The organism is Pseudazoarcus pumilus (genome assembly GCF_002872475.1).
GTDB lineage: Bacteria > Pseudomonadota > Gammaproteobacteria > Burkholderiales > Rhodocyclaceae > Pseudazoarcus > Pseudazoarcus pumilus.
Genome location: NZ_CP025682.1, coordinates 3,127,148 through 3,146,147, shown reverse-complemented (window position 1 = coordinate 3,146,147; position 19,000 = coordinate 3,127,148). Strand labels below are relative to the sequence as shown.

The 19,000-nt window shown below is 66.1% G+C and carries 21 protein-coding genes; 20 read left to right on the top strand and 1 reads right to left on the bottom strand.

What is annotated here, in order from left to right; genetic code table 11:
* Nucleotides 1-102: 102 nt before the first annotated feature.
* The 13 genes from tpx to C0099_RS15380 all read left to right on the top strand — a co-directional run bounded on the left by tpx (nucleotide 103) and on the right by C0099_RS15380 (nucleotide 12,495).
* Entirely contained in the window at nucleotides 103-603 is a 501-nt protein-coding gene (tpx, locus tag C0099_RS15440; protein WP_102248252.1) for a thiol peroxidase, read from the top strand.
* A 126-nt stretch (nucleotides 604-729) separates the two neighbouring features.
* The gene (locus C0099_RS15435) at nucleotides 730-978 is read left to right on the top strand and encodes a type II toxin-antitoxin system CcdA family antitoxin (RefSeq protein WP_102248251.1); all 249 of its coding nucleotides are present in this window, start codon (nucleotides 730-732) and stop codon (nucleotides 976-978) included.
* Nucleotides 978-1,277, top strand: a complete 300-nt coding sequence (locus C0099_RS15430; protein ID WP_102248250.1) for a CcdB family protein — start codon at nucleotides 978-980, stop codon at nucleotides 1,275-1,277. The genes C0099_RS15435 and C0099_RS15430 overlap by 1 nt, the downstream gene beginning before the upstream one ends.
* Before the next feature lie 100 nt (nucleotides 1,278-1,377).
* Complete coding sequence (locus tag C0099_RS15425) at nucleotides 1,378-2,391, top strand: adenosine deaminase (protein WP_102248249.1); 1,014 nt, start codon at nucleotides 1,378-1,380, stop codon at nucleotides 2,389-2,391.
* A gap of 112 nt (nucleotides 2,392-2,503) precedes the next feature.
* On the top strand, nucleotides 2,504-3,577 hold the full coding sequence (locus tag C0099_RS15420) for an efflux RND transporter periplasmic adaptor subunit (protein WP_102248248.1): 1,074 nt from the start codon (nucleotides 2,504-2,506) through the stop codon (nucleotides 3,575-3,577).
* On the top strand, nucleotides 3,574-6,678 hold the full coding sequence (locus C0099_RS15415) for an efflux RND transporter permease subunit (RefSeq protein WP_102248247.1): 3,105 nt from the start codon (nucleotides 3,574-3,576) through the stop codon (nucleotides 6,676-6,678). Before C0099_RS15420 ends, C0099_RS15415 begins: the two co-directional genes overlap by 4 nt.
* A 16-nt stretch (nucleotides 6,679-6,694) precedes the next feature.
* Entirely contained in the window at nucleotides 6,695-7,102 is a 408-nt protein-coding gene (locus C0099_RS15410) for a hypothetical protein (RefSeq protein WP_102248246.1), read from the top strand.
* A 40-nt stretch (nucleotides 7,103-7,142) separates the two neighbouring features.
* Nucleotides 7,143-7,769 (top strand): pyridoxamine 5'-phosphate oxidase family protein, encoded by a 627-nt coding sequence (locus tag C0099_RS15405; protein ID WP_102248245.1) that lies wholly within the window; start codon nucleotides 7,143-7,145, stop codon nucleotides 7,767-7,769.
* A 70-nt stretch (nucleotides 7,770-7,839) separates the two neighbouring features.
* Nucleotides 7,840-8,130, top strand: a complete 291-nt coding sequence (locus C0099_RS15400; protein WP_102248244.1) for a hypothetical protein — start codon at nucleotides 7,840-7,842, stop codon at nucleotides 8,128-8,130.
* Between the two features lie 136 nt (nucleotides 8,131-8,266).
* Nucleotides 8,267-10,222, top strand: a complete 1,956-nt coding sequence (gene mnmG, locus C0099_RS15395) for a tRNA uridine-5-carboxymethylaminomethyl(34) synthesis enzyme MnmG (protein WP_102248243.1) — start codon at nucleotides 8,267-8,269, stop codon at nucleotides 10,220-10,222.
* On the top strand, nucleotides 10,219-10,845 hold the full coding sequence (gene rsmG, locus C0099_RS15390; RefSeq protein WP_102248242.1) for a 16S rRNA (guanine(527)-N(7))-methyltransferase RsmG: 627 nt from the start codon (nucleotides 10,219-10,221) through the stop codon (nucleotides 10,843-10,845). The genes mnmG and rsmG overlap by 4 nt, the downstream gene beginning before the upstream one ends.
* Complete coding sequence (locus C0099_RS15385; RefSeq protein ID WP_102248241.1) at nucleotides 10,845-11,615, top strand: ParA family protein; 771 nt, start codon at nucleotides 10,845-10,847, stop codon at nucleotides 11,613-11,615. Before rsmG ends, C0099_RS15385 begins: the two co-directional genes overlap by 1 nt.
* 31 nt (nucleotides 11,616-11,646) lie before the next feature.
* On the top strand, nucleotides 11,647-12,495 hold the full coding sequence (locus C0099_RS15380) for a ParB/RepB/Spo0J family partition protein (protein ID WP_102248240.1): 849 nt from the start codon (nucleotides 11,647-11,649) through the stop codon (nucleotides 12,493-12,495).
* On the opposite strand, the gene C0099_RS15375 is transcribed toward C0099_RS15380, so the two are convergent.
* Nucleotides 12,492-13,823, bottom strand: coding sequence for an MFS transporter (locus C0099_RS15375; RefSeq protein ID WP_102248239.1), 1,332 nt, complete (start codon nucleotides 13,821-13,823; stop codon nucleotides 12,492-12,494). The genes C0099_RS15380 and C0099_RS15375 overlap by 4 nt on opposite strands.
* A gap of 124 nt (nucleotides 13,824-13,947) precedes the next feature.
* Between C0099_RS15375 and C0099_RS15370 the strand changes: the two genes are divergently transcribed.
* Genes C0099_RS15370 through atpG form a run of 7 tightly spaced genes read left to right on the top strand, consistent with a single transcriptional unit; the run spans nucleotide 13,948 to nucleotide 18,997 of the window.
* Entirely contained in the window at nucleotides 13,948-14,349 is a 402-nt protein-coding gene (locus C0099_RS15370) for an ATP synthase subunit I (protein ID WP_332870249.1), read from the top strand.
* Nucleotides 14,350-15,204, top strand: a complete 855-nt coding sequence (atpB, locus tag C0099_RS15365) for a F0F1 ATP synthase subunit A (protein ID WP_102248238.1) — start codon at nucleotides 14,350-14,352, stop codon at nucleotides 15,202-15,204.
* Between the two features lie 53 nt (nucleotides 15,205-15,257).
* Complete coding sequence (atpE, locus tag C0099_RS15360) at nucleotides 15,258-15,503, top strand: F0F1 ATP synthase subunit C (protein WP_102248237.1); 246 nt, start codon at nucleotides 15,258-15,260, stop codon at nucleotides 15,501-15,503.
* A 37-nt stretch (nucleotides 15,504-15,540) separates the two neighbouring features.
* On the top strand, nucleotides 15,541-16,014 hold the full coding sequence (locus tag C0099_RS15355; RefSeq protein WP_102248236.1) for a F0F1 ATP synthase subunit B: 474 nt from the start codon (nucleotides 15,541-15,543) through the stop codon (nucleotides 16,012-16,014).
* Between the two features lie 3 nt (nucleotides 16,015-16,017).
* A complete protein-coding gene (locus C0099_RS15350; RefSeq protein ID WP_102248235.1) occupies nucleotides 16,018-16,554 on the top strand; it encodes a F0F1 ATP synthase subunit delta in 537 nt (178 codons plus the stop codon).
* Nucleotides 16,555-16,567: 13 nt separating this feature from the next.
* Complete coding sequence (gene atpA / locus C0099_RS15345) at nucleotides 16,568-18,106, top strand: F0F1 ATP synthase subunit alpha (RefSeq protein WP_102248234.1); 1,539 nt, start codon at nucleotides 16,568-16,570, stop codon at nucleotides 18,104-18,106.
* 21 nt (nucleotides 18,107-18,127) lie between these two features.
* Nucleotides 18,128-18,997, top strand: a complete 870-nt coding sequence (gene atpG, locus C0099_RS15340; protein WP_102248233.1) for a F0F1 ATP synthase subunit gamma — start codon at nucleotides 18,128-18,130, stop codon at nucleotides 18,995-18,997.
* Nucleotides 18,998-19,000: the final 3 nt, after the last annotated feature.

The window sequence follows — 19,000 nt, the reverse complement described above, 5'->3', positions numbered from 1 at the left end:
TGAGCTCGCCGCCGAAGTGCTACACTTTCGCCGAGTTTATCGTGGCGAAGCCGTAAACAATTCACGCCGCGTTTCCCCAACCAAGACAACGGAGAGATCAACATGAGCCAAGTGACCCTCGCGGGCAACCCCATCGACGTCGCCGGTACCTTCCCCAAGGTCGGTGACACCGCTCCCGCCTTCTCGCTCGTCGACGGCAAGCTCGGCGACGTGACGCTGGACACCTTCGCCGGCAAGCGCAAGGTGCTCAACATCGTCCCCAGCCTCGACACCCCGACCTGCGCGACCTCCACGCGCAAGTTCAACGAGTCGGCCGCCAGCCTCGCCGACACCGCCGTGCTGGTGATTTCGGCCGACCTGCCTTTCGCCGCCAAGCGTTTCTGCTCGACCGAAGGCCTGGACAACGTCGTGCCGCTGTCGACGATGCGCGGGCGCGAGTTCATGAAGAACTACGGCGTCGAGATCACCTCCGGCCCGCTGACCGGCGTGACCGCGCGCGCGGTGATCGTGCTCGACAAGGACAACAAGGTCGTGCATGCCGAGCTGGTGCCCGAGATCAAGGACGAGCCGAACTACGACGCCGCGCTCGCCGCGCTGAAGTAATCCGTGACGTAGCTGCATGCCGACAACGGCGGGCTGCGGCCCGCCGTTTTTGGTGCGCATCTTGAGTGTTGCCATTCATGCGCACTCCGGCCATCATTGGCGCGTGAGAACACTTGGGAGGGTACCGTGGCCGTTACAGGCAACTACGCGACCGGTCCGAAAAAAGCCACCAACGTGTCCCTTTCCGAAGACCTCGTGCGTGAAGCGCGGCAACTGCGCGTCAACGTCTCGCAGGCCGCCGAGGCGGGGCTCGTGCGGGCGGTTGCCGAACAACGCGCCGAACGCTGGCGGCAGCAGAACCGGGAGGCGATCGAGAGCTCGAATGCCTTTGTGGACGCCCATGGCCTGCCGCTGGCGGGGCACGCGATGTTCTGATGGCACGCTTCGGCGTCTATCGAAACCCGTCAGGGCGAGGTTATCTGCTCGACGTGCAGGCCGACCTGATGAGCCACTTCAACACGCGGGTGGTGATTCCGTTGCTGCCGCTCGACCTTGCACCCAAGCCCGCGAGCACGCTCAATCCGGTGTTCGAGATCGAAGGTCTTGCACATGCGCTGGTGACGCAATACATGGCGGCCGTTCCGGTTGCACTGCTGCGTCAACCGGTAGAGAGCCTCGGCGAGCATCGTAGCGAGGTCGTTGCGGCCATCGATCTGTTGCTGCAGGGCTTCTGACAACCCGCTGGGTTTTGTTTTTTCGACGACCGTGCTCACGGACGCGCTCCCACGCTCTATCCTTGCAGGACTGACGCATCCGTAACCGACGGGAGTCACCATGGACCTCGACGCCTATGTGCGAGCACTGCCCAAGGCCGAACTGCATGTTCACATCGAAGGCACGCTTGAGCCCGAACTGATGTTCGCGCTGGCACGACGCAACGGCGTCGCGCTGCCCTATGCCAGCGTCGAGGAGACGCGCGCGGCCTATGACTTTTCGGACCTGCAGAGCTTCCTCGACCTGTACTACGCGGGGGCCGCGGCGCTGGTCGACGAACAGGACTTCTTCGACCTGGCCGCGGCCTATTTCGAGCGCGCGCACGCCGACGGCGTGGTGCATGCCGAACTGTTCTTCGACCCGCAGACCCATACCGAACGCGGCGTGGCCTTCGAAACCGTGCTCGACGGCCTGGAGCGCGCCTGTCGCGATGCGCGGGCGCGCTTCGGCATCAGTTCGCGCCTGATCCTGTGCTTTCTGCGCCATCTGAGCGAGGCCGAGGGCTTCGCCACGCTCGAGCAGGCCATGCCGCATCTGGCCCGCATTCACGGCGTGGGGCTGGATTCCTCCGAACGCGGCCACCCGCCGGCGAAATTCGAGCGTCTGTTCGCGCGCTGCCGCGAACTGGGCCTGCATGCGGTCGCCCATGCCGGCGAGGAAGGGCCGCCGGCCTACATCGTCGAGGCGCTCGATGTGCTGCAAGTGGAGCGCATCGACCACGGCGTGCGTTGCGAGGAGGATGCCGCGCTGGTCGAGCGGCTGGCGCGCGAACAGGTGCCGCTGACGGTGTGTCCGCTGTCCAACGTCAAGCTGTGCGTGTTCGAGCGACTGGAGCAGCACAATTTCCGCCGCCTGATGGAGGCCGGCCTCAAGCTGACCATCAATTCCGACGATCCCGCCTACTTCGGCGGCTATGTCGCGAAGAACTACGTCGACACCGCGCGCGCACTCGAACTCACGCGCGCCGAACTGGCGCGCATTGCGCGCAACAGCCTCGAGGCGAGCTTCGTCTCCGATGCCGAACGCGCGCCCTGGCTGGCACGTCTCGACGTGCTCGCCGCGGCCGCATCGTGAGCCGCGTGGAACCGCGGCGCCGCGCGCCGGTCTTGAATGCGTTCCGCACGTCTCGACCCGCGCACTTCGATGGTCGGTCGCGGGACACCCTGATCACGACGGAATACGCCCGATGCCCCGACGCCTGACCCTGACCGCCCGTCTGCTCGTCTTCGTCCTGTGCCTGCCGGTGCTTGCGGTCGCACAGGGGCTGGAAGTGGTGGTCTCGCCGGTGCGCGAGATGCGCGTGGCCGACCGCATCGAGGCGCTGGGCACGCTGCGCGCCAACGAATCGGCTGCGCTGACCGCGACCACCACCGACACCATTGCCGAGATCCGTTTCGAGGACGGCCAGCGCGTGGCGGCCGGCGACGTCCTGGTGGTCATGAACAGCCGCGAACAGCTCGCCGAGCGCGCCGAGGCGCGCGCCTCGGTGGCCGAGGCGCAGCGCCAGTTCGAGCGCGTGCAGGATCTGGCGCGGCGCGGCACGGCGTCGGCGGCGCTGCTCGACCAGCGCCGACGCGAACTGGACATCGCCCGCGCGCGCGTCGAGGCGGCCGAGGCACGGCTGCGCGACCGGCGCATCGTCGCGCCCTTCGACGGGGTCGTGGGGTTGCGCAACGTCTCGGTGGGCTCGCTGCTCACCCCGGGCGCGCTGGTCACGACGCTGCATGACGATTCGGTGATGAAGCTCGACTTCACGGTGCCCGAGCTGTTCGTCGCCATCGTGCGCCCCGGCCTGCGCGTCGAGGCGCGCAGCCGTGCCTGGCCGGACGAGGTGTTCCGCGGCGAGGTCGTCAGCGTCGGCAATGAGGTCGATCCGGTCACGCGCGCCTTTCGCGTGCGCGCACTGATGCCCAACCCGGAGCGCAAGCTGCTGCCGGGCATGCTGATGACGCTCGTGCTGGCCGGGCGCGAACGCGATGCGCTGGTGGTGCCCGAAGGGGCGATTCTGACGCAGGGGCGCACGCATTCGCTGTTCGTCGTCGAGGAGTCGGACGCAGGCGCGAAGGCCGTGCGCCGCGAAGTGCGCCTGAGTATCCGAATGCCCGGTTCGGTCGAGATCGTCGAGGGCCTGATGGGCGATGAGCGCGTGGTCACGCAGGGTGCGTTCCGGCTGGCCGACGGTGATGCGGTGCGCGTGCGCGCCGTCGACGACGGCAGTCGTCCGCTGGCCGAACTCATCGGCAGGGAAACGGCGCAATGATCCTGTCCGACGTTTCGGTCAAGCGGCCGGTCTTCGCGTCGGTTCTCGCGCTGCTGCTGGTGATCTTCGGCCTGGTGTCCTACCAGCAGTTGCCGCTGCGCGAGTATCCGGACATCGATCCGCCGGTGGTGGCGATCGAGACCAATTATCCCGGCGCGGCGGCCACCGTCATCGAGACCCAGATCACCGAACCCATCGAGGAAGCGGTGGCCGGCATCGAGGGCATCGAATACATCGAGTCGCGCAGCCGCGACGGCGAATCCGACGTGGTGTTGCGCTTTTCCATCGGCCGTGACATCGAGGCCGCCGCCAACGACGTGCGCGACGCGGTCTCGCGCGTCATCGAGCAGCTGCCCGAGGAGGCCGACGCGCCCGAGATCCAGCGCGTCGACGCCGACGCCGACGTGATCGTGTGGTGGAACTTTGCCTCCGACCGCCACACGGTCGCCGAACTGACCGACTACGCCCAGCGCTATCTGGTCGATCGCCTGTCGGTGCTCGATGGCGTGGCGCGCGTGCGCATCGGCGGCGAGCGCGCCTACGCGATGCGCGTGTGGCTGGACCGCAATGCGCTGGCCGCGCGTGGGCTCACCGTGGGCGATGTCGAGTCCGCCCTGCGCGCCGACAACATCGAGTTGCCGGCCGGACGCATCGAATCGCACACGCGGCTGTTCACGGTGCGGGTGCAGCGTGAGTTCCGCGACGCGCAGGATTTCGCGCGCCTGGTGGTCGCGCGCGGCGAGGATGGACATCTGGTGCGCCTGGGCGAGATCGCGCGGGTCGAGCGCGGCACGGTGGATGATCGCAGCCTGTTCCGCGGCAACGGCGACCCCATGGTCGGGCTGGGGATCATCAAGCAGTCCACGGCCAACACCATGGATGTGGCGCGCGGCGTGCGCGACGAGGTCACGCGGCTGAACCAGACGTTGCCCGAGGGCATGTCGATCCAGCCCAGCTTCGATTCGTCGGTGTTCATCGAAGGTGCGGTCAGGGAGGTCTATTCGACGCTGGCGATCGCCACCGTGCTGGTGGTGCTCATCATCTTCCTGTTCCTCGGCAGCCTGCGCGCGATCCTGGTGCCGGCCGTCGCCGTGCCGGTGTCGCTGGTGGCGACCTTCATCGCGCTGGCGCTGTTCGGTTTCTCGGTGAACCTGCTCACACTGCTGGCGCTGGTGCTGGCCATCGGCCTGGTGGTCGATGACGGCATCATCGTGCTCGAGAACATCCGTCGCCGCATGGACGACTACGGCGAGAGTGCGCTGCTCGCCTCCTACCGCGGGGCGCGCCAGGTCGCCTTCGCGGTGGTTTCGACGACGCTGGTGCTGATCTCGGTGTTCGTGCCGATCTCCTTCCTGCAGGGCGACATCGGCCGGCTGTTCTCGGAGTTCGCGCTGACCATGGCGGCGGCCGTGGCCTTCTCCAGCTTCGTCGCGCTGACGGTCTCGCCCATGCTCGCCTCCAAGCTGCTGCGCCCGCGCGATGAAGGGCGGCGCATCGTGCAGGCGGTGGACCGCGTGGTCAACGCCTTGCGGCGGCGCTACGCGAGTGCGTTGCGCGCGATGCTGCGCCACCGCGCTCTGGCCCTGGCCGGCTTCGTGCTGCTCGCCGGCGGGCTCGGCGTGCTGTTCACGCAGCTCGAATCGGAATACGCGCCGAGCGAGGATCGTGGGGCGTTCTATGTGCGGGTCAATGGTCCGGAAGGTGCGACCCACGCGTTGATGGCGACCTACATGGGTGAGGTCGAGCGTCGCCTGATGCCCTATGTGGACAGCGGCGAGGTGCAGCGCCTGCTGGTCATCTCGCCGCTGGGCGGCAACGATGCGCCGGTCTACAACATCGGCATGGCCATCGTCGTGCTCGCCGACTGGAGCGCGCGCCGCCCGGCCGACGAGATCATGTCCGAGGTACGCGGGGCGCTGTCCGACCTGACCGGCATCCGCGCTTCGGTGTTCATGCGCCAGGGCTTCAGCCAGTCCAACCGCACGCCGGTGCAGTTCGTCATCGGCGGCGCGGGCTCCTACGAAGAATTGGCGCAGTGGCGCGACACGCTGCTGGCCAGGCTGGAGGCTGACAATCCGGGGTTGATCGACGTCGACTGGGATTACAAGGAAACCCAGCCGCAGCTCGAGGTGAAGATCGACTACGACCGCGCGGCCGCGCTGGGGGTGAACGTCGACACCATCGGACGCACGCTCGAGACCATGCTCGGCTCACGCCGCATCACCAACTACATCGAGGGCGGGCGCGAGTACGACGTGATCGTCGAAGGCGAGCGCGAACGCCAGCGCAGCCCGGACGCGCTCGAAAACCTCTACGTGCGCTCGGACCGTTCCGGGGAGTTGATCCCGCTGTCCAACCTGGTTCAGCTCGAGGATTTTGCCGATTCGCGCTCGCTCTCGCGTTACAACCGCGTGCGCGCCATCACCATCAGCGCCGGTCTGGACGAGGGCCTGACGCTGGGCGCCGCGCTCGAACACCTGGAGGGTCTGGCGCGCGAGCATCTGCCCGAGAATGTGGTCATCGACTACAAGGGCCAGTCGCTGGACTACCAGACCGCCGGTGGCTCCATCGTGTTCATCTTCGCGCTCGGCCTGCTGGTGGTCTTCCTGGTGCTCGCCGCGCAGTTCGAGAGCTGGGTGCACCCGTTCGTGATCATCCTCGGCGTGCCTTTCGCGGTGGGCGGCGGCCTGTTCGGACTGTGGGTGACCGGCGCCACGCTCAACCTGTACAGCCAGATCGGACTGGTCATGCTGATCGGCCTGGCGGCCAAGAACGGCATCCTCATCGTCGAGTTCGCCAACCAGTTGCGCGACGAGGGGCGCGAGTTCCACGACGCCGTGGTGGAGGCCTCGGTGATCCGCCTGCGTCCCGTGCTGATGACCGGCATCACCACCGTTGCCGGTGCGATTCCGCTGATTCTCGCCGCGGGGGCGGGCGCCGAGACGCGCGAGGTGATCGGCATCGTGGTGTTCTTCGGCGTGGCCGTGTCGACCGTGCTGACGCTGTTCGTGATCCCGCTGTTCTATGAGCTGCTGGCGCGCAACACGGGCTCGCCGGACGACATCAAGCACCGACTCGAAGCCGAAATGGCGCGGCAGTAGGACGGAGGGCGGAGAGATGCGAGCACTGCTTCTGCATCTTTGGCTGCTGCTCAGTTTCCGCCATCCGGGCAGTGGATTGCCCTACAGCTGGCGCCCGGTGTTCGCGCTGATCGTGCTCGCCGCACTCTTCGCCGCGCTGCGCTGGGAGGTGCTGCACGATCCGTACACGTTCGCGCGAGCGATCGAGCTGTCCTCGATCGCGTTTGCGCTGTTCTTCTGGCTGGTCCTGATCGCGATGATCAGCACGCGTTTCGCTTCCGGCTATGCGTTGGTGTCGATCGGCGCCGACTGCGCGACGATGGCGCTGGCGCTGATCGGCCTGTTCGGACCCGGCGTGCGCATGGCGATCCTGTTCGTCGAGATCGTCGCGCTCGCGCGCCTGGCCACGGTCCTGCTGCGACGCGCCGGCTCGCGCGGCCATTGAAGCGTCTATCATCGGGCCATTGCACCCGAGAGCCGTGCCCATGTCCGAGCCCGATCCGCATGCCATCACCCGTCTCGAGCAGCTGGACGCCTTGTTCGGCAGTGTTGCCGCGCCTTCGCTCAGGAAAGAGATCGACCATATTCACCCGCTCTACCGGCAGATGATCGAGGCTTCGCCCTTCGTCGTCGTGGCGACTGCCGGCCCGGACGGACTGGATGCCTCGCCGCGCGGCGACCCGGCCGGCTTCGTCGCGGTCGAGGATGAGCGCACGCTGCTGCTGCCCGAGCGGCGCGGCAACAACCGTGTCGACTCGTTGCGCAATCTCGTCGTCGATCCGCGCATCGCGTTGCTGTTCCTGATTCCCGGCGTGGGCGAGATGCTGCGCGTCAACGGGCGCGCGACGATCTCGGTCGCCCCGGCCCTGCTCGCGCGCTTCGCGGTCGGCGGCAAGCCACCGCGCTGCGTGACCATGGTGTGCGTCGAGCGCGTGTATTTTCAATGCGCACGCGCCGTGCAGCGCGCCGGCCTTTGGCGGCCGCCGCCGACCGATGTCGGTGCGCGCGTGCCCAGCCCGGGGCGTATTCTCGACGCGCTGACCGGCGGCGAGGTCGATGCGCAGAACTACGACGCGGCCCTGCCCGCGCGTCAACGCGAAACTTTGTACTGAATGCGCAGGGAACTTGCGTCGACCGGGGTCGTCGGACCACAATCGCCGACACGCACCTACCGAGGTCGTCATGCAGACCCGCGACAAGAAGCTCGACCCCCGCAAGCGACGCTTGCGCCTGCTCAATCACTTCTTTCTGCTCACCGCAGTAGCCTTCGTCGTCCACCAGAACGTGTTCCGTCCGGCACCGCTGCCGGTCGAGGTTCCGGCGATCACGCAGGCCGTGCAGTATCAGCCGCAGACGCCGCCGCCGGGCTTCGATCCCGACCAGCTCTCGAACGAGGAGGTCGATCTGTCGGTGCGGCCCGACGAGCGCATGTACTCCCCGAGGGTTGAGCGCCAGCCCCCTTCGCGCGACTGACGCCGCTCGTGGCGGCGGTCCCAAGCCGTTGTTCGATCAACCTTTTTTTTGCAGGCGCCGTTCGGGTACGGGCTGGGCATTCGGGTCTCGCTGGCGTAAGATAATCGGTTCGCCGAATTTCGCGCCGAGGTGCGCCATGCGTTATCCAGATTCCTTCGATGTCATCGTCGTCGGTGGCGGCCATGCCGGTACCGAGGCCGCGCTCGCGTCTGCGCGCATGGGCGCGAAGACGCTGCTGCTCACGCACAACATCGAAACGCTCGGCCAGATGAGCTGCAACCCGTCGATCGGCGGCATCGGCAAGGGGCATCTGGTCAAGGAAGTGGACGCGCTCGGCGGCGCGATGGCCGAGGCCACCGACGAATCGGGCATCCAGTTCCGCATCCTCAACGCATCCAAGGGCCCGGCCGTGCGCGCCACGCGCGCGCAGGCCGACCGCGTGCTGTACAAGGCGGCGATCCGCCGCCGCCTCGAGAACCAGCCGAATCTCACGCTGTTCCAGCAGGCCGTGGACGACATCACGGTCGAGGATGACCGCGTCACCGGCGTCTTGACGCAGATCGGCCTGCGGTTTTCGGGAAAGGCCGTGGTGCTGACGGCCGGGACCTTTCTCAACGGCCTGATTCACGTCGGCATGCAAAGCCATGTCGGCGGGCGCGCCGGCGATCCGCCTTCGGCCAGTCTGGGTCAGCGGCTCAAGGACATGCAGTTGCCGCAGGGGCGGCTCAAGACCGGCACGCCGCCGCGGCTGGACGGGCGCAGCATCGATTTCTCGGTGATGCAGGAGCAGCCCGGCGACGATCCGGTGCCGGTGTTCAGCTTCCTCGGCTCGGCCACCCAGCATCCGCGCCAGCTGCCGTGCTGGATCACGCACACCAACGCGCGCACCCACGACATCATCCGCGGCAACCTCGACCGTTCGCCGATGTATTCGGGCGTGATCGAGGGCGTGGGCCCGCGCTACTGCCCGTCGATCGAGGACAAGATCCACCGTTTCGCGGACAAGGACAGCCACAACATCTTTCTCGAGCCGGAAGGCCTGGACACGCACGAGATCTACCCGAACGGTATTTCCACCTCGCTGCCCTTCGACGTGCAGCTCGATGTCGTGCGCTCGATCCGCGGGCTCGAGAACGCCCACATCCTGCGCCCCGGCTACGCCATCGAGTACGACTACTTCGATCCGCGCAATCTCAAGTCCAGCCTCGAGACCAAGTCCTTTCACGGCCTGTTCTTCGCCGGCCAGATCAACGGCACGACCGGCTACGAGGAGGCCGCCGCCCAGGGTCTGCTCGCCGGCGCCAACGCCGCGCTGCAGGTGGCCGGTCGCGAGGCCTGGTGCCCGCGTCGCGACGAGGCCTATCTGGGCGTGCTGGTCGATGACCTGATCACGCGCGGTGTGTCCGAGCCCTACCGCATGTTCACCTCGCGCGCCGAATACCGCCTGCAACTGCGCGAGGACAACGCCGACCTGCGCCTGACCGAAAAGGGTCGCGAGCTGGGGTTGGTCGATGATGCGCGCTGGGAGGCCTTCTGCCGCAAGCGCGACGCCATCGAGCGCGAAGCCGCGCGTCTGAAGGCCGCCTGGGCGCACCCCGAGCGCATCCCGGCGGGCGAGGCCGAGCGCGTGCTGGGCAAGGCGCTGGAGCGCGAGTACCGCTTCTTCGACCTGTTGCGTCGCCCCGAGGCGACCTATGCCGCGCTGATGACGCTGCCCGGCGCGCCGGACGTACCGGTTACCGACGCCAAGGTGGTCGAGCAGGTCGAGATCGCCGCCAAGTACCAGGGCTACATCGATCGCCAGCAGGACGAGGTCGCGCGTCAGCTCAAGGCCGAGTCCACGCGCCTGCCCGAGGACATCGATTACGCCGCGGTGCGCGGCCTGTCCAAGGAAGTGCAGCAGAAGCTTGCCCAGCACAGGCCCGAGACCATCGGCCAGGCCGGCCGCATCCAGGGCGTGACGCCGGCCGCGGTGTCGCTGCTATTGGTGTGGCTCAAGCGCAAGGAACTGATGGCGACCAGGCCTGCGCGCGACGCGGGCGTCCCTGCACTGCGGCAGCCCGGCGACAAGATCGACAAGAAGAGCGCATGAGCGAAGCGGCCCTGCTGGACCGTGGCCTCCCGGATCTCGGGCTCGACCTTTCCCCCGATGCGCGTACCCGCCTGCTCGCTTTCGCGGCGTTGCTGGGCAAGTGGAACCGCGTCTACAACCTCACCGCCATCCGCTCGCCCGAACAGGCCATTACTCATCATCTGCTCGACTCGCTGGCCGTGCTGCCCCATCTGGGCCAGATCGCGCGGCTGGCCGACATCGGTTCCGGCGGCGGCCTGCCCGGCATCCCTCTGGCCATCGCCCGGCCTGAGCTGGAAATCACTTCGATCGAGACCGTCGGAAAAAAGGCCAGCTTCCAGCAGCAGGCGCAGATCGAACTGGGCCTGGCCAACTTTGCCCCGCTGCATGCGCGCGTCGAAGACGTGCAGCCGGACGCGCCGTGCGATGCGGTGATCTCGCGCGCCTTCTCGGAGATTGCCGACTTCGTCCGACTCACCCGTCATCTGCTGGCGCCCGGCGGTCGTTTCCTGGCGATGAAAGGCGTGTATCCTCGGGACGAACTCGCAGCCCTGCCCGATGGCGTGCGCGTCGTCGAGACGCTGCCGCTCGCGGTGCCCGGGCTGGATGCCGAACGACACCTGATCATCCTGGAACGGGACTGATGGCAAGAATCTTCTGTGTCGCCAACCAGAAGGGCGGCGTCGGAAAGACCACCACCTGCGTGAACCTCGCGGCCGCGCTGCATGAGGCCGGCCAGCGCACCTTGCTGATCGACCTCGATCCGCAGGGCAACGCCACCATGGGCAGCGGGGTCGACAAGCGCGAACTGGGCCACTCGGTCTATCACGCGCTGGTGGGTATCGCCGCGCTGGCGGAAGTGCGCGTCAAGTCGCCCTCGGGCGGCTTCGACGTACTGCCCGCCAACCGCGACCTGGCCGGTGCCGAGGTCGAACTGGTCGATCTGGAGCGCCGCGAGACCCGTCTGCGCGACCTGCTCGAACCGCATGCGGACGATTACGACTTCATCCTCGTGGACTGCCCGCCGTCGCTGTCGATGCTCACGCTCAACGGCCTGTGCACCGCGCACGGTGTGATCATCCCGATGCAGTGCGAGTACTACGCGCTCGAAGGGCTGTCCGACCTGGTCAATACCATCAAGAAGGTGCACGCCAACCTCAACCGCGATCTCAAGATCATCGGCCTGCTGCGCGTCATGTACGATCCGCGCATGACGCTGCAGCAGCAGGTCTCGGATCAGCTCGAGGGGCACTTCGGCGACAAGGTGTTCACCACCATCGTGCCGCGCAACGTCCGCCTGGCCGAGGCTCCGAGCTACGGTATTCCCGGCGTGCTCTACGACCGCAGCGCCAAGGGTGCGCAGGCCTATCAGGCCTTCGCGCAGGAAATGATCGAACGGGTGAGGACGCTGTGACGGACGCCTTCGCACTCTTCCGGAACCACGCATGACACCACCAAAACCGAAAGGCCTCGGCCGCGGCCTGGACGCGCTGCTCTCGGGCAACCGCGACGAAGAGGACAAGGGCGAGCTGCAGACGCTGGCCGTGGGCAGCCTGCAGCCGGGCAAGTACCAGCCACGGACGCGCATGGATCCGGGCTCGCTCGACGAGCTGGCCGCATCGATCCGATCGCAGGGCGTGATGCAGCCCATCCTGGTGCGCCCCGTCGGTGTCGACCGCTACGAGATCATTGCCGGTGAGCGTCGTTGGCGTGCCGCGCAGCTGGCCGATCTGGGCTACGTGCCGTGTCTGGTGCGTCCGATTCCGGACGAGGCCGCGCTGGCGATGTCGCTCATCGAGAACATCCAGCGGGAGAACCTCAATCCGCTCGAGGAGGCCGCCGGCATCCAGCGCCTGATCGACGAGTTCGGCATGTCCCACCAGCAGGCGGCCGATGCGGTGGGCCGTTCGCGCCCGGCCGCAAGCAACCTGCTGCGCCTGCTCAATCTCGCCACCCAGGTGCAGGAACTGCTGATGGCCGGCGACATCGACATGGGCCACGCGCGCGCCATGCTGCCGCTCGATGCGGCGAGCCAGATCCAGGTCGCCAATCTGGTGGCCGCCAAGGGAACGTCGGTGCGCGAGACCGAGCAGCTGGTCTATCGCATGCTCAATCCGCGCGACAAGAAGGTCGCGCCGGCGCCGGACCGCGACCTGCTGCGTCTGCAGGAAGAGCTTGCCGATACGCTGGGCGCGACCGTGAAGATCCGCGCCAACCGCAAGGGCGCGGGCGAGCTGTCGATCCGCTTCGGCGATCTGGACCAGCTCGACGGTCTACTCTCGCGCCTGCGCTAGTCGACAGCCGGCTCGCCGTGCGCGACGGAGATGCCGCGTGCCTCGTCGACTCCGGCCAGCGGCACCAGCGCCGCGACGAACAGCACGATGCAGAACAGCACCGCGCCCTGCAGGCCGAAGGCCAGCTGCAGCAGTCCGACGCCGAAGATGCCGAAGATCGCGGCGAGCTTGGAGAACAGTCCCCAGAATCCGAACAGCTCCGCCGCCCGTTCGGGCGGCGAGAATGCGCCCACCAGCGCGCGCCCGACCGACTGACTCGAACCCAGGCTCAGGCCCGAGAGCAGGCCTGCGACCAGGAATACCTGTTCGGTTTCGAAGTCCGTTTCGAGGGCGGTGTTGAGCAGGACCGTCAGTTCCGCGACGAAGTAGATCGCGAGGATCGCGATCACCCACAGCACCAGCGTCATCGCATAGGTACGCCTGCCGCCGAAGCGATCCTGCAGCCAGCCGAAACCCAGTGCCCCGGCCAGCGCAGTGAGCTGCACGACGACGAACATTGCCGTGCGCGTGCCCTCGCTCCAACCCACGACCTGCGCGCCGTAGATGAAGGCGAAGGCGATGATCACGTACACGCCGGCCATCGCGAACAGGATGGAGATGAACACCCGACGCAGGTCCGGGTATTGCGCGGCCGTGCGTATGGTTTCTCGCAGGCGCGCATAGCCGGCGGCAACCACCCCACCGCTGAGCGGGCGCCGCACGCCGATGTCCGGTTCACGCAGCCACAGGAAGGTGGGGATGGCCGCCACCAGAAAGAAGGCGGCGGCGAACGGCCCGACCCAGCGAACGCGTTCGAAGTTCTCGGTGCTGACTTCACCCAGGAACACCAGTGCGAATATCGCGGCAAGCAGTCCGCCGGCATAGCCCAGTGCCCAGCCGAAGCCGGATACCTTGCCCTGTTCGCCGGGCCCGCCGAGAAAGGGCAAAAAGCTCGCGATGAAGGATTCGCCGATTGCGTAGGCGGTGTTCGAAAATACGATCAGGAAAAAGCCCAGCCACATCCAGCCCGGTGCCACGAAGTACAGCAGTGCGGTGGTCGCCACGGTCGCGACATAGCTGGCGAAGAGCAGGCGCTTCTTCGCGCGTGCATGGTCCATGACGGTGCCCAGCAGTGGCGCCGAGAGCACCACCAGCAGATAGGACAGGCACAGCGCGAGGCTCCACATCAGGTTGCCGATGCGGTAATCGGGCGCGTCGCCGACGACGACGCGCGTGTACAGGTCACCGAAGATCACCGTGATGATCAGCAGGGTGTAGGCCTGGTTGGCGAAATCGAACATCGCCCAGCCGAAGATTTCCTGGCGGCCGGCGCGGGAAGTGCGGATCATCGGGTGCCTCGCGGGCAGTGGCGACGGTGCCCAGTCTGGGGCCGTTCCGACGCGCTGGCAATCGCCCGCGACACTGTGGGTGAGGCGTTCCGGGGTTTGACTTGATTACGGTTAACCCCTACCATTGACCGGATTTTCAGCCGCAGGTGGCGGGGTTTCCCGGTGCCTGCAGGCCAAAGGCCATGTTGAAAGCGGTTTACCTGCAGATTTGCGCGACCCTCGCAGCGGCGGCCCTGGCGGCCGTTTTTTTCGGGGTGCATGGCGCCATTTCTGCGGCCCTCGGGGGCTGGTGTGCGTCGTTCCGAACGCACTGTTCGCGTTGCGCATGAAGGCCTTGTCCTCGCGCTCCGGTGGGCCAGGTACCGCGATGGCCTTCGTCGTCGGCGAGTTCTTCAAGATCGTCGCGATCGTGGGTTTGTTGGTGCTGATCGGTCTCGGTTATCCGGATCTCCATTGGGGGGCTCTGTTCATCGGGCTGATCCTGGCGCTCAAGGCGAATTTGTTTGCTTTTCTGGTGAAGACTTAAATGGCTACTGGGCACGCTCCTACCGCATCCGAGTACGTAACGCACCACCTGACCAACCTCAATCAGACGGGGCACGCGCAAGAGGCCATCGTCGACTGGAGCTACATCAACCTCGATTCGGTGTTCTGGGGTTTCGGTCTGGGCGCGCTGACGGTGTTCATCCTGTGGCGCGTCGCGCAGAAGGCCACTTCGGGTGTTCCGGGCCGCTTCCAGGGTTTCTTCGAGATAATGATCGAGATGGTCAACGATCAGGCCAAGAACATCATCCACAGTGCCGAGTCGCGCAAGTTCGTGGCACCCGTGGCGCTGACCGTGTTCATCTGGGTGTTCCTGATGAACTTCATGGACCTGCTTCCGGTTGACCTGATTCCGATGGCCTGGGGCGGCGCGCTCGTTTCGATGGGCTTCGTCGAGCACGCCGGCGAGGCCTACATGCGTGTCGTTCCGACCGCCGACATCAACATCCCGATGGGCATGGCGATCTCGGTGCTGTTGATGTGCGTCTACTACAACATCAAGATCAAGGGCTTCGGTGGCTGGGTGCACGAGTTGTTCACCGCCCCGTTCGGTGCCCATCCGCTGCTGTGGCCGGTGAACTTCGTCATGCAGATGATCGAGTTCCTCGCCAAGACCGTCTCGCACGGCCTGCGGCTGTTCGGCAACCTGTTCGCCGGCGAGCTGCTGTTCGTGCTGATTGCGCTGCTGGGCAGCACGGCCACCGTGTTCGGCTTCCTGGGTCACCTCGTCGCAGGTTCGATCTGGGCGATCTTCCACGTGCTGATCATCGTGCTGCAGGCCTTCATCTTCATGATGCTGACCCTGGTGTACGTCGGTCAGGCGCATGAAGGCCATTGATTTTCTGTATCATCCCGAGCTTTTCCTAGTCACCTATCTCTGAAGGAGTTGTCATGGAAGTCACCCTGGGTTACGTCGCGCTGGCTGCTGGTCTGATCATCGGTTTGGGCGCCATCGGCGCATGCATCGGCATCGGCATCATGGGCAGCAAGTACCTCGAGGCGTCCGCGCGTCAGCCGGAGCTGATGAACGCCCTGCAGACCAAGATGTTCCTGCTCGCCGGCCTGATCGACGCTGCGTTCCTGATCGGTGTCGGTATCGCGATGATGTTCGCCTTCGCCAACCCGTTCGTCGTCTGAGCCTTACCACCTCTCAACCCAACGAGGGTCAAGAAACGTGAATCTGAACGCAACCCTGATAGCCCAGATCGTTGTGTTCTTCATTCTCGGCTGGTTCACGATGAAGTTCGTGTGGCCGCCGATCATGAAGGCACTCGACGAGCGCGCGGCGAAGATCGCCGACGGGCTGGCAGCTGCGGACAAGGCCAAATCCGACCTCGAGCGTGCCGAAAAGAAAGCCGTCGACGAGATGCGCAAGGCGCGCGAATCGGCAGGCGATGTCCGTGCGGCTGCGGAAAAGCAGGCCGCCAAGCTGATCGAAGAGGCGCGTGGCGAAGCTGCACGCATGGTCGAGCAGGCGCGTACCGCGGCCGAGAAGGAAGCCGGTGCGGCGATGCAGCGCGCCAAGGATGATCTGCGCGAGCAGGTCGCCGTGCTCGCGGTGTCCGGCGCCGAGAAGATCCTGCGCCGCGAGATCGACGCCAAGGCGCACGCCGAGCTGCTTGCCAACCTGAAGAAGGAACTGCACTAAGTCATGGCCGAGAACCTCACCATCGCGCGCCCCTACGCGGACGCCGCGTTCGAGCAGGCGAAGGCGGAAAAGGCACTGGGGCAGTGGCTCGACCTGCTCGATCGCCTGTCCGCCATCGTTTCGGACGAGGCCATGCAGGCCGCCGTCCGCGATCCGAAGCTCACCGACGAACAGGTGTGCGCCCTGGTCACGGGCGTCGCCGGCGAGGGGCTCGGTGCCGACCAGCAGAACTTCGTCCGCATCCTGGTCGAGAACGACCGTCTGCAGGTGCTGCCCCAGATCCGCGACCTGTTCGTGCAGAAGAAGAACGGGCACGAAGGGGTGCTCGAAGCCGACGTCAGTTCCGCCTTCCCGCTCGACGACGCCGCGCGCGCCAAGCTCCAGAAAGACCTCGAAGCCCACTTCAAGGCCAAGCTGAACGTCCACGTGCGCGTGGATCCGGAGCTCATCGGCGGCGTGCGCATCGCGGTCGGCGACGACGTCATCGACACCTCGGTCCGCGGAAAGCTCGCGAACATGGCCGCTGCGCTCAAGAACTAGGAGTTATCGCAAAATGCAACTCAACCCCTCTGAAATCAGTGAACTGATTAAGAGCCGGATCCAGGACCTCAAGCTGAGCGCGTCCTCGCGCAGCGAAGGCACGGTGGTCTCGGTGACCGACGGCATCACCCGCGTACACGGCCTGGCCGACGTCATGCAGGGCGAAATGCTGGAATTTCCGGGCGACACCTTCGGCCTGGCGCTCAACCTCGAGCGCGACTCGGTCGGTGCGGTCATCCTCGGCGACTACGAGCACATCCGCGAAGGCGACACGGTCAAGGCGACCGGCCGCATCCTGGAAGTGCCGGTCGGCCCCGAGCTGCTCGGACGCGTGGTCAACGCGCTGGGTCAGCCGATCGACGGCAAGGGCCCGATCAACGCCAAGCTCACCGACAAGATCGAGAAGGTCGCCCCCGGCGTCATCGCCCGTGAGGGCGTTTCGCAGCCGATGCAGACCGGTCTCAAGTCGATCGACTCGATGGTGCCCATCGGTCGTGGCCAGCGCGAGCTGATCATCGGCGACCGCCAGACCGGCAAGACCGCCGTGGCCGTCGACGCGATCATCAACCAGAAAGGCCAGAACATGGTCTGCGTCTACGTGGCCATTGGCCAGAAGGCGTCGACCATCGCCAACGTGGTTCGCCAGCTCGAAGAGCACGGTGCGCTCGAGTACACCATCATCGTCGCCGCATCGGCTTCGGAATCGGCCGCCATGCAGTACCTGTCGGCCTACGCCGGCTGCACCATGGGCGAGTACTTCCGCGACCGTGGCGAAGACGCGCTGATCGTCTATGACGACCTCACCAAGCAGGCCTGGGCCTATCGCCAGGTTTCGCTGCTGCTGCGTCGTCCGCCGGGCCGCGAAGCCTACCCGGGTGACGTGTTCTACCTGCACTCCCGTTTGCTCGAACGCGCTGCGCGCGTCAACGCCGACTACGTCGAGAAGTTCACCGAAGGCAAGGTCAAGGGCCAGACCGGCTCGCTGACCGCGCTGCCGATCATCGAGACCCAGGCCGGTGACGTGTCCGCCTTCGTGCCGACCAACGTGATCTCGATTACCGACGGTCAGATCTTCCTCGAGACCGACCTGTTCAACGCCGGTGTGCGTCCCGCCATCAACGCCGGTATCTCGGTGTCGCGTGTGGGCGGTTCGGCCCAGACCAAGGTCATCAAGAAGCTCTCCGGTGGTATCCGTACCGACCTCGCGCAGTATCGCGAACTGGCCGCCTTCGCCCAGTTCGCCTCGGACCTGGACGCCGCGACGCGTCGTCAGCTCGAGCGTGGCCGCCGCGTCACCGAGCTGATGAAGCAGGCGCAGTTCGCGCCGCTGTCGATCGCCCAGCTCGCGATCACGCTGTTCGCGATCAGCAAAGGCTACTTCGACGACGTCGAGGTCAACCGTGTGCTGGCGCTGGAAACCGCACTGCACAAGCACGTCGAAGATCAGCACGGCAAGCTCTTCAACAGCATTCTCGAGAAGGCGCAGCTCGATGCCGACGGCGAGAAGGAGCTCAGCGAGGCGATCGAGGCGTTCAAGAAGACCTGGTCCTGAGACCGCGAGGGAGGCTGATTTATGGCAAGCGGTAAGGAAATCCGGACCAAGATCAAGAGCGTCCAGAACACGCGCAAGATCACCAAGGCGATGGAGATGGTCGCCGCGTCCAAGATGCGCAAGGCGCAGGAGCGGATGCGTGGCGCCCGTCCCTACGCCGAGAAGATCCGCCAGCTCGCCGCCAACCTGTCCGACGCGAACGTGGCCGACTACCGCCATCCGTTCGTCGTGCGCAAGGCCGAAGGCAAGAAGATCGGCCTGATCATCGTGACGTCCGACAAGGGGCTGTGTGGGGGTCTGAACACCAACATCCAGCGCATCGTCATCAACGCGATGAAGCAGTGGGAAGGCAGTGGCGCTTCCGAGATCCGTGTGTGCTGCATCGGCAACAAGGGCCTGGGCTTCATGCAGCGCATCGGCGCGCAGGTCGTGTCGCACATCACCCAGCTCGGTGACACGCCGCACCTCGACAAGATCATCGGCCCGATGAAGGTCGTGCTCGATGCCTTCCGCGAGGAAGAGCTCGATACCGTCTATCTCGCCTACACCCGCTTCGTGAATACCATGAAGCAGGAGCCGGTGCTCGAACAGCTGCTGCCGGTGACCGGCGAGCAGCTCGGCACGCCGGACGCGTCCTGGGACTACCTCTACGAGCCCACGCCGGAGGCCGTCGTCGACGAGTTGCTGATTCGCTACGTCGAGACGCTCGTCTATCAGGGCGTGGTCGAGAACATGGCGTCCGAGCAGAGCGCGCGCATGGTGGCGATGAAGGCCGCTTCGGACAACGCAAAGACTGTCATCGGCGACTTGCAGCTGGTCTACAACAAGACCCGCCAGGCCGCGATCACCAAGGAACTTTCGGAGATCGTCGGCGGCGCAGCCGCGGTGTAACGG

What these genes read in the sequence shown, in the direction of transcription:
- tpx (WP_102248252.1), top strand. Translation starts at nt 103, where the DNA reads ATGAGCCAAGTGACCCTCGCGGGCAACCCCATCGACGTCGCCGGTACC.
- C0099_RS15430 (WP_102248250.1), top strand. Translation starts at nt 978, where the DNA reads ATGGCACGCTTCGGCGTCTATCGAAACCCGTCAGGGCGAGGTTATCTG.
- C0099_RS15425 (WP_102248249.1), top strand. Translation starts at nt 1,378, where the DNA reads ATGGACCTCGACGCCTATGTGCGAGCACTGCCCAAGGCCGAACTGCAT.
- C0099_RS15420 (WP_102248248.1), top strand. Translation starts at nt 2,504, where the DNA reads ATGCCCCGACGCCTGACCCTGACCGCCCGTCTGCTCGTCTTCGTCCTG.
- C0099_RS15415 (WP_102248247.1), top strand. Translation starts at nt 3,574, where the DNA reads ATGATCCTGTCCGACGTTTCGGTCAAGCGGCCGGTCTTCGCGTCGGTT.
- C0099_RS15410 (WP_102248246.1), top strand. Translation starts at nt 6,695, where the DNA reads ATGCGAGCACTGCTTCTGCATCTTTGGCTGCTGCTCAGTTTCCGCCAT.
- C0099_RS15405 (WP_102248245.1), top strand. Translation starts at nt 7,143, where the DNA reads ATGTCCGAGCCCGATCCGCATGCCATCACCCGTCTCGAGCAGCTGGAC.
- C0099_RS15400 (WP_102248244.1), top strand. Translation starts at nt 7,840, where the DNA reads ATGCAGACCCGCGACAAGAAGCTCGACCCCCGCAAGCGACGCTTGCGC.
- mnmG (WP_102248243.1), top strand. Translation starts at nt 8,267, where the DNA reads ATGCGTTATCCAGATTCCTTCGATGTCATCGTCGTCGGTGGCGGCCAT.
- rsmG (WP_102248242.1), top strand. Translation starts at nt 10,219, where the DNA reads ATGAGCGAAGCGGCCCTGCTGGACCGTGGCCTCCCGGATCTCGGGCTC.
- C0099_RS15385 (WP_102248241.1), top strand. Translation starts at nt 10,845, where the DNA reads ATGGCAAGAATCTTCTGTGTCGCCAACCAGAAGGGCGGCGTCGGAAAG.
- C0099_RS15380 (WP_102248240.1), top strand. Translation starts at nt 11,647, where the DNA reads ATGACACCACCAAAACCGAAAGGCCTCGGCCGCGGCCTGGACGCGCTG.
- C0099_RS15375 (WP_102248239.1), bottom strand. Translation starts at nt 13,823, where the DNA reads ATGATCCGCACTTCCCGCGCCGGCCGCCAGGAAATCTTCGGCTGGGCG.
- atpB (WP_102248238.1), top strand. Translation starts at nt 14,350, where the DNA reads ATGGCTACTGGGCACGCTCCTACCGCATCCGAGTACGTAACGCACCAC.
- atpE (WP_102248237.1), top strand. Translation starts at nt 15,258, where the DNA reads ATGGAAGTCACCCTGGGTTACGTCGCGCTGGCTGCTGGTCTGATCATC.
- C0099_RS15350 (WP_102248235.1), top strand. Translation starts at nt 16,018, where the DNA reads ATGGCCGAGAACCTCACCATCGCGCGCCCCTACGCGGACGCCGCGTTC.
- atpA (WP_102248234.1), top strand. Translation starts at nt 16,568, where the DNA reads ATGCAACTCAACCCCTCTGAAATCAGTGAACTGATTAAGAGCCGGATC.
- atpG (WP_102248233.1), top strand. Translation starts at nt 18,128, where the DNA reads ATGGCAAGCGGTAAGGAAATCCGGACCAAGATCAAGAGCGTCCAGAAC.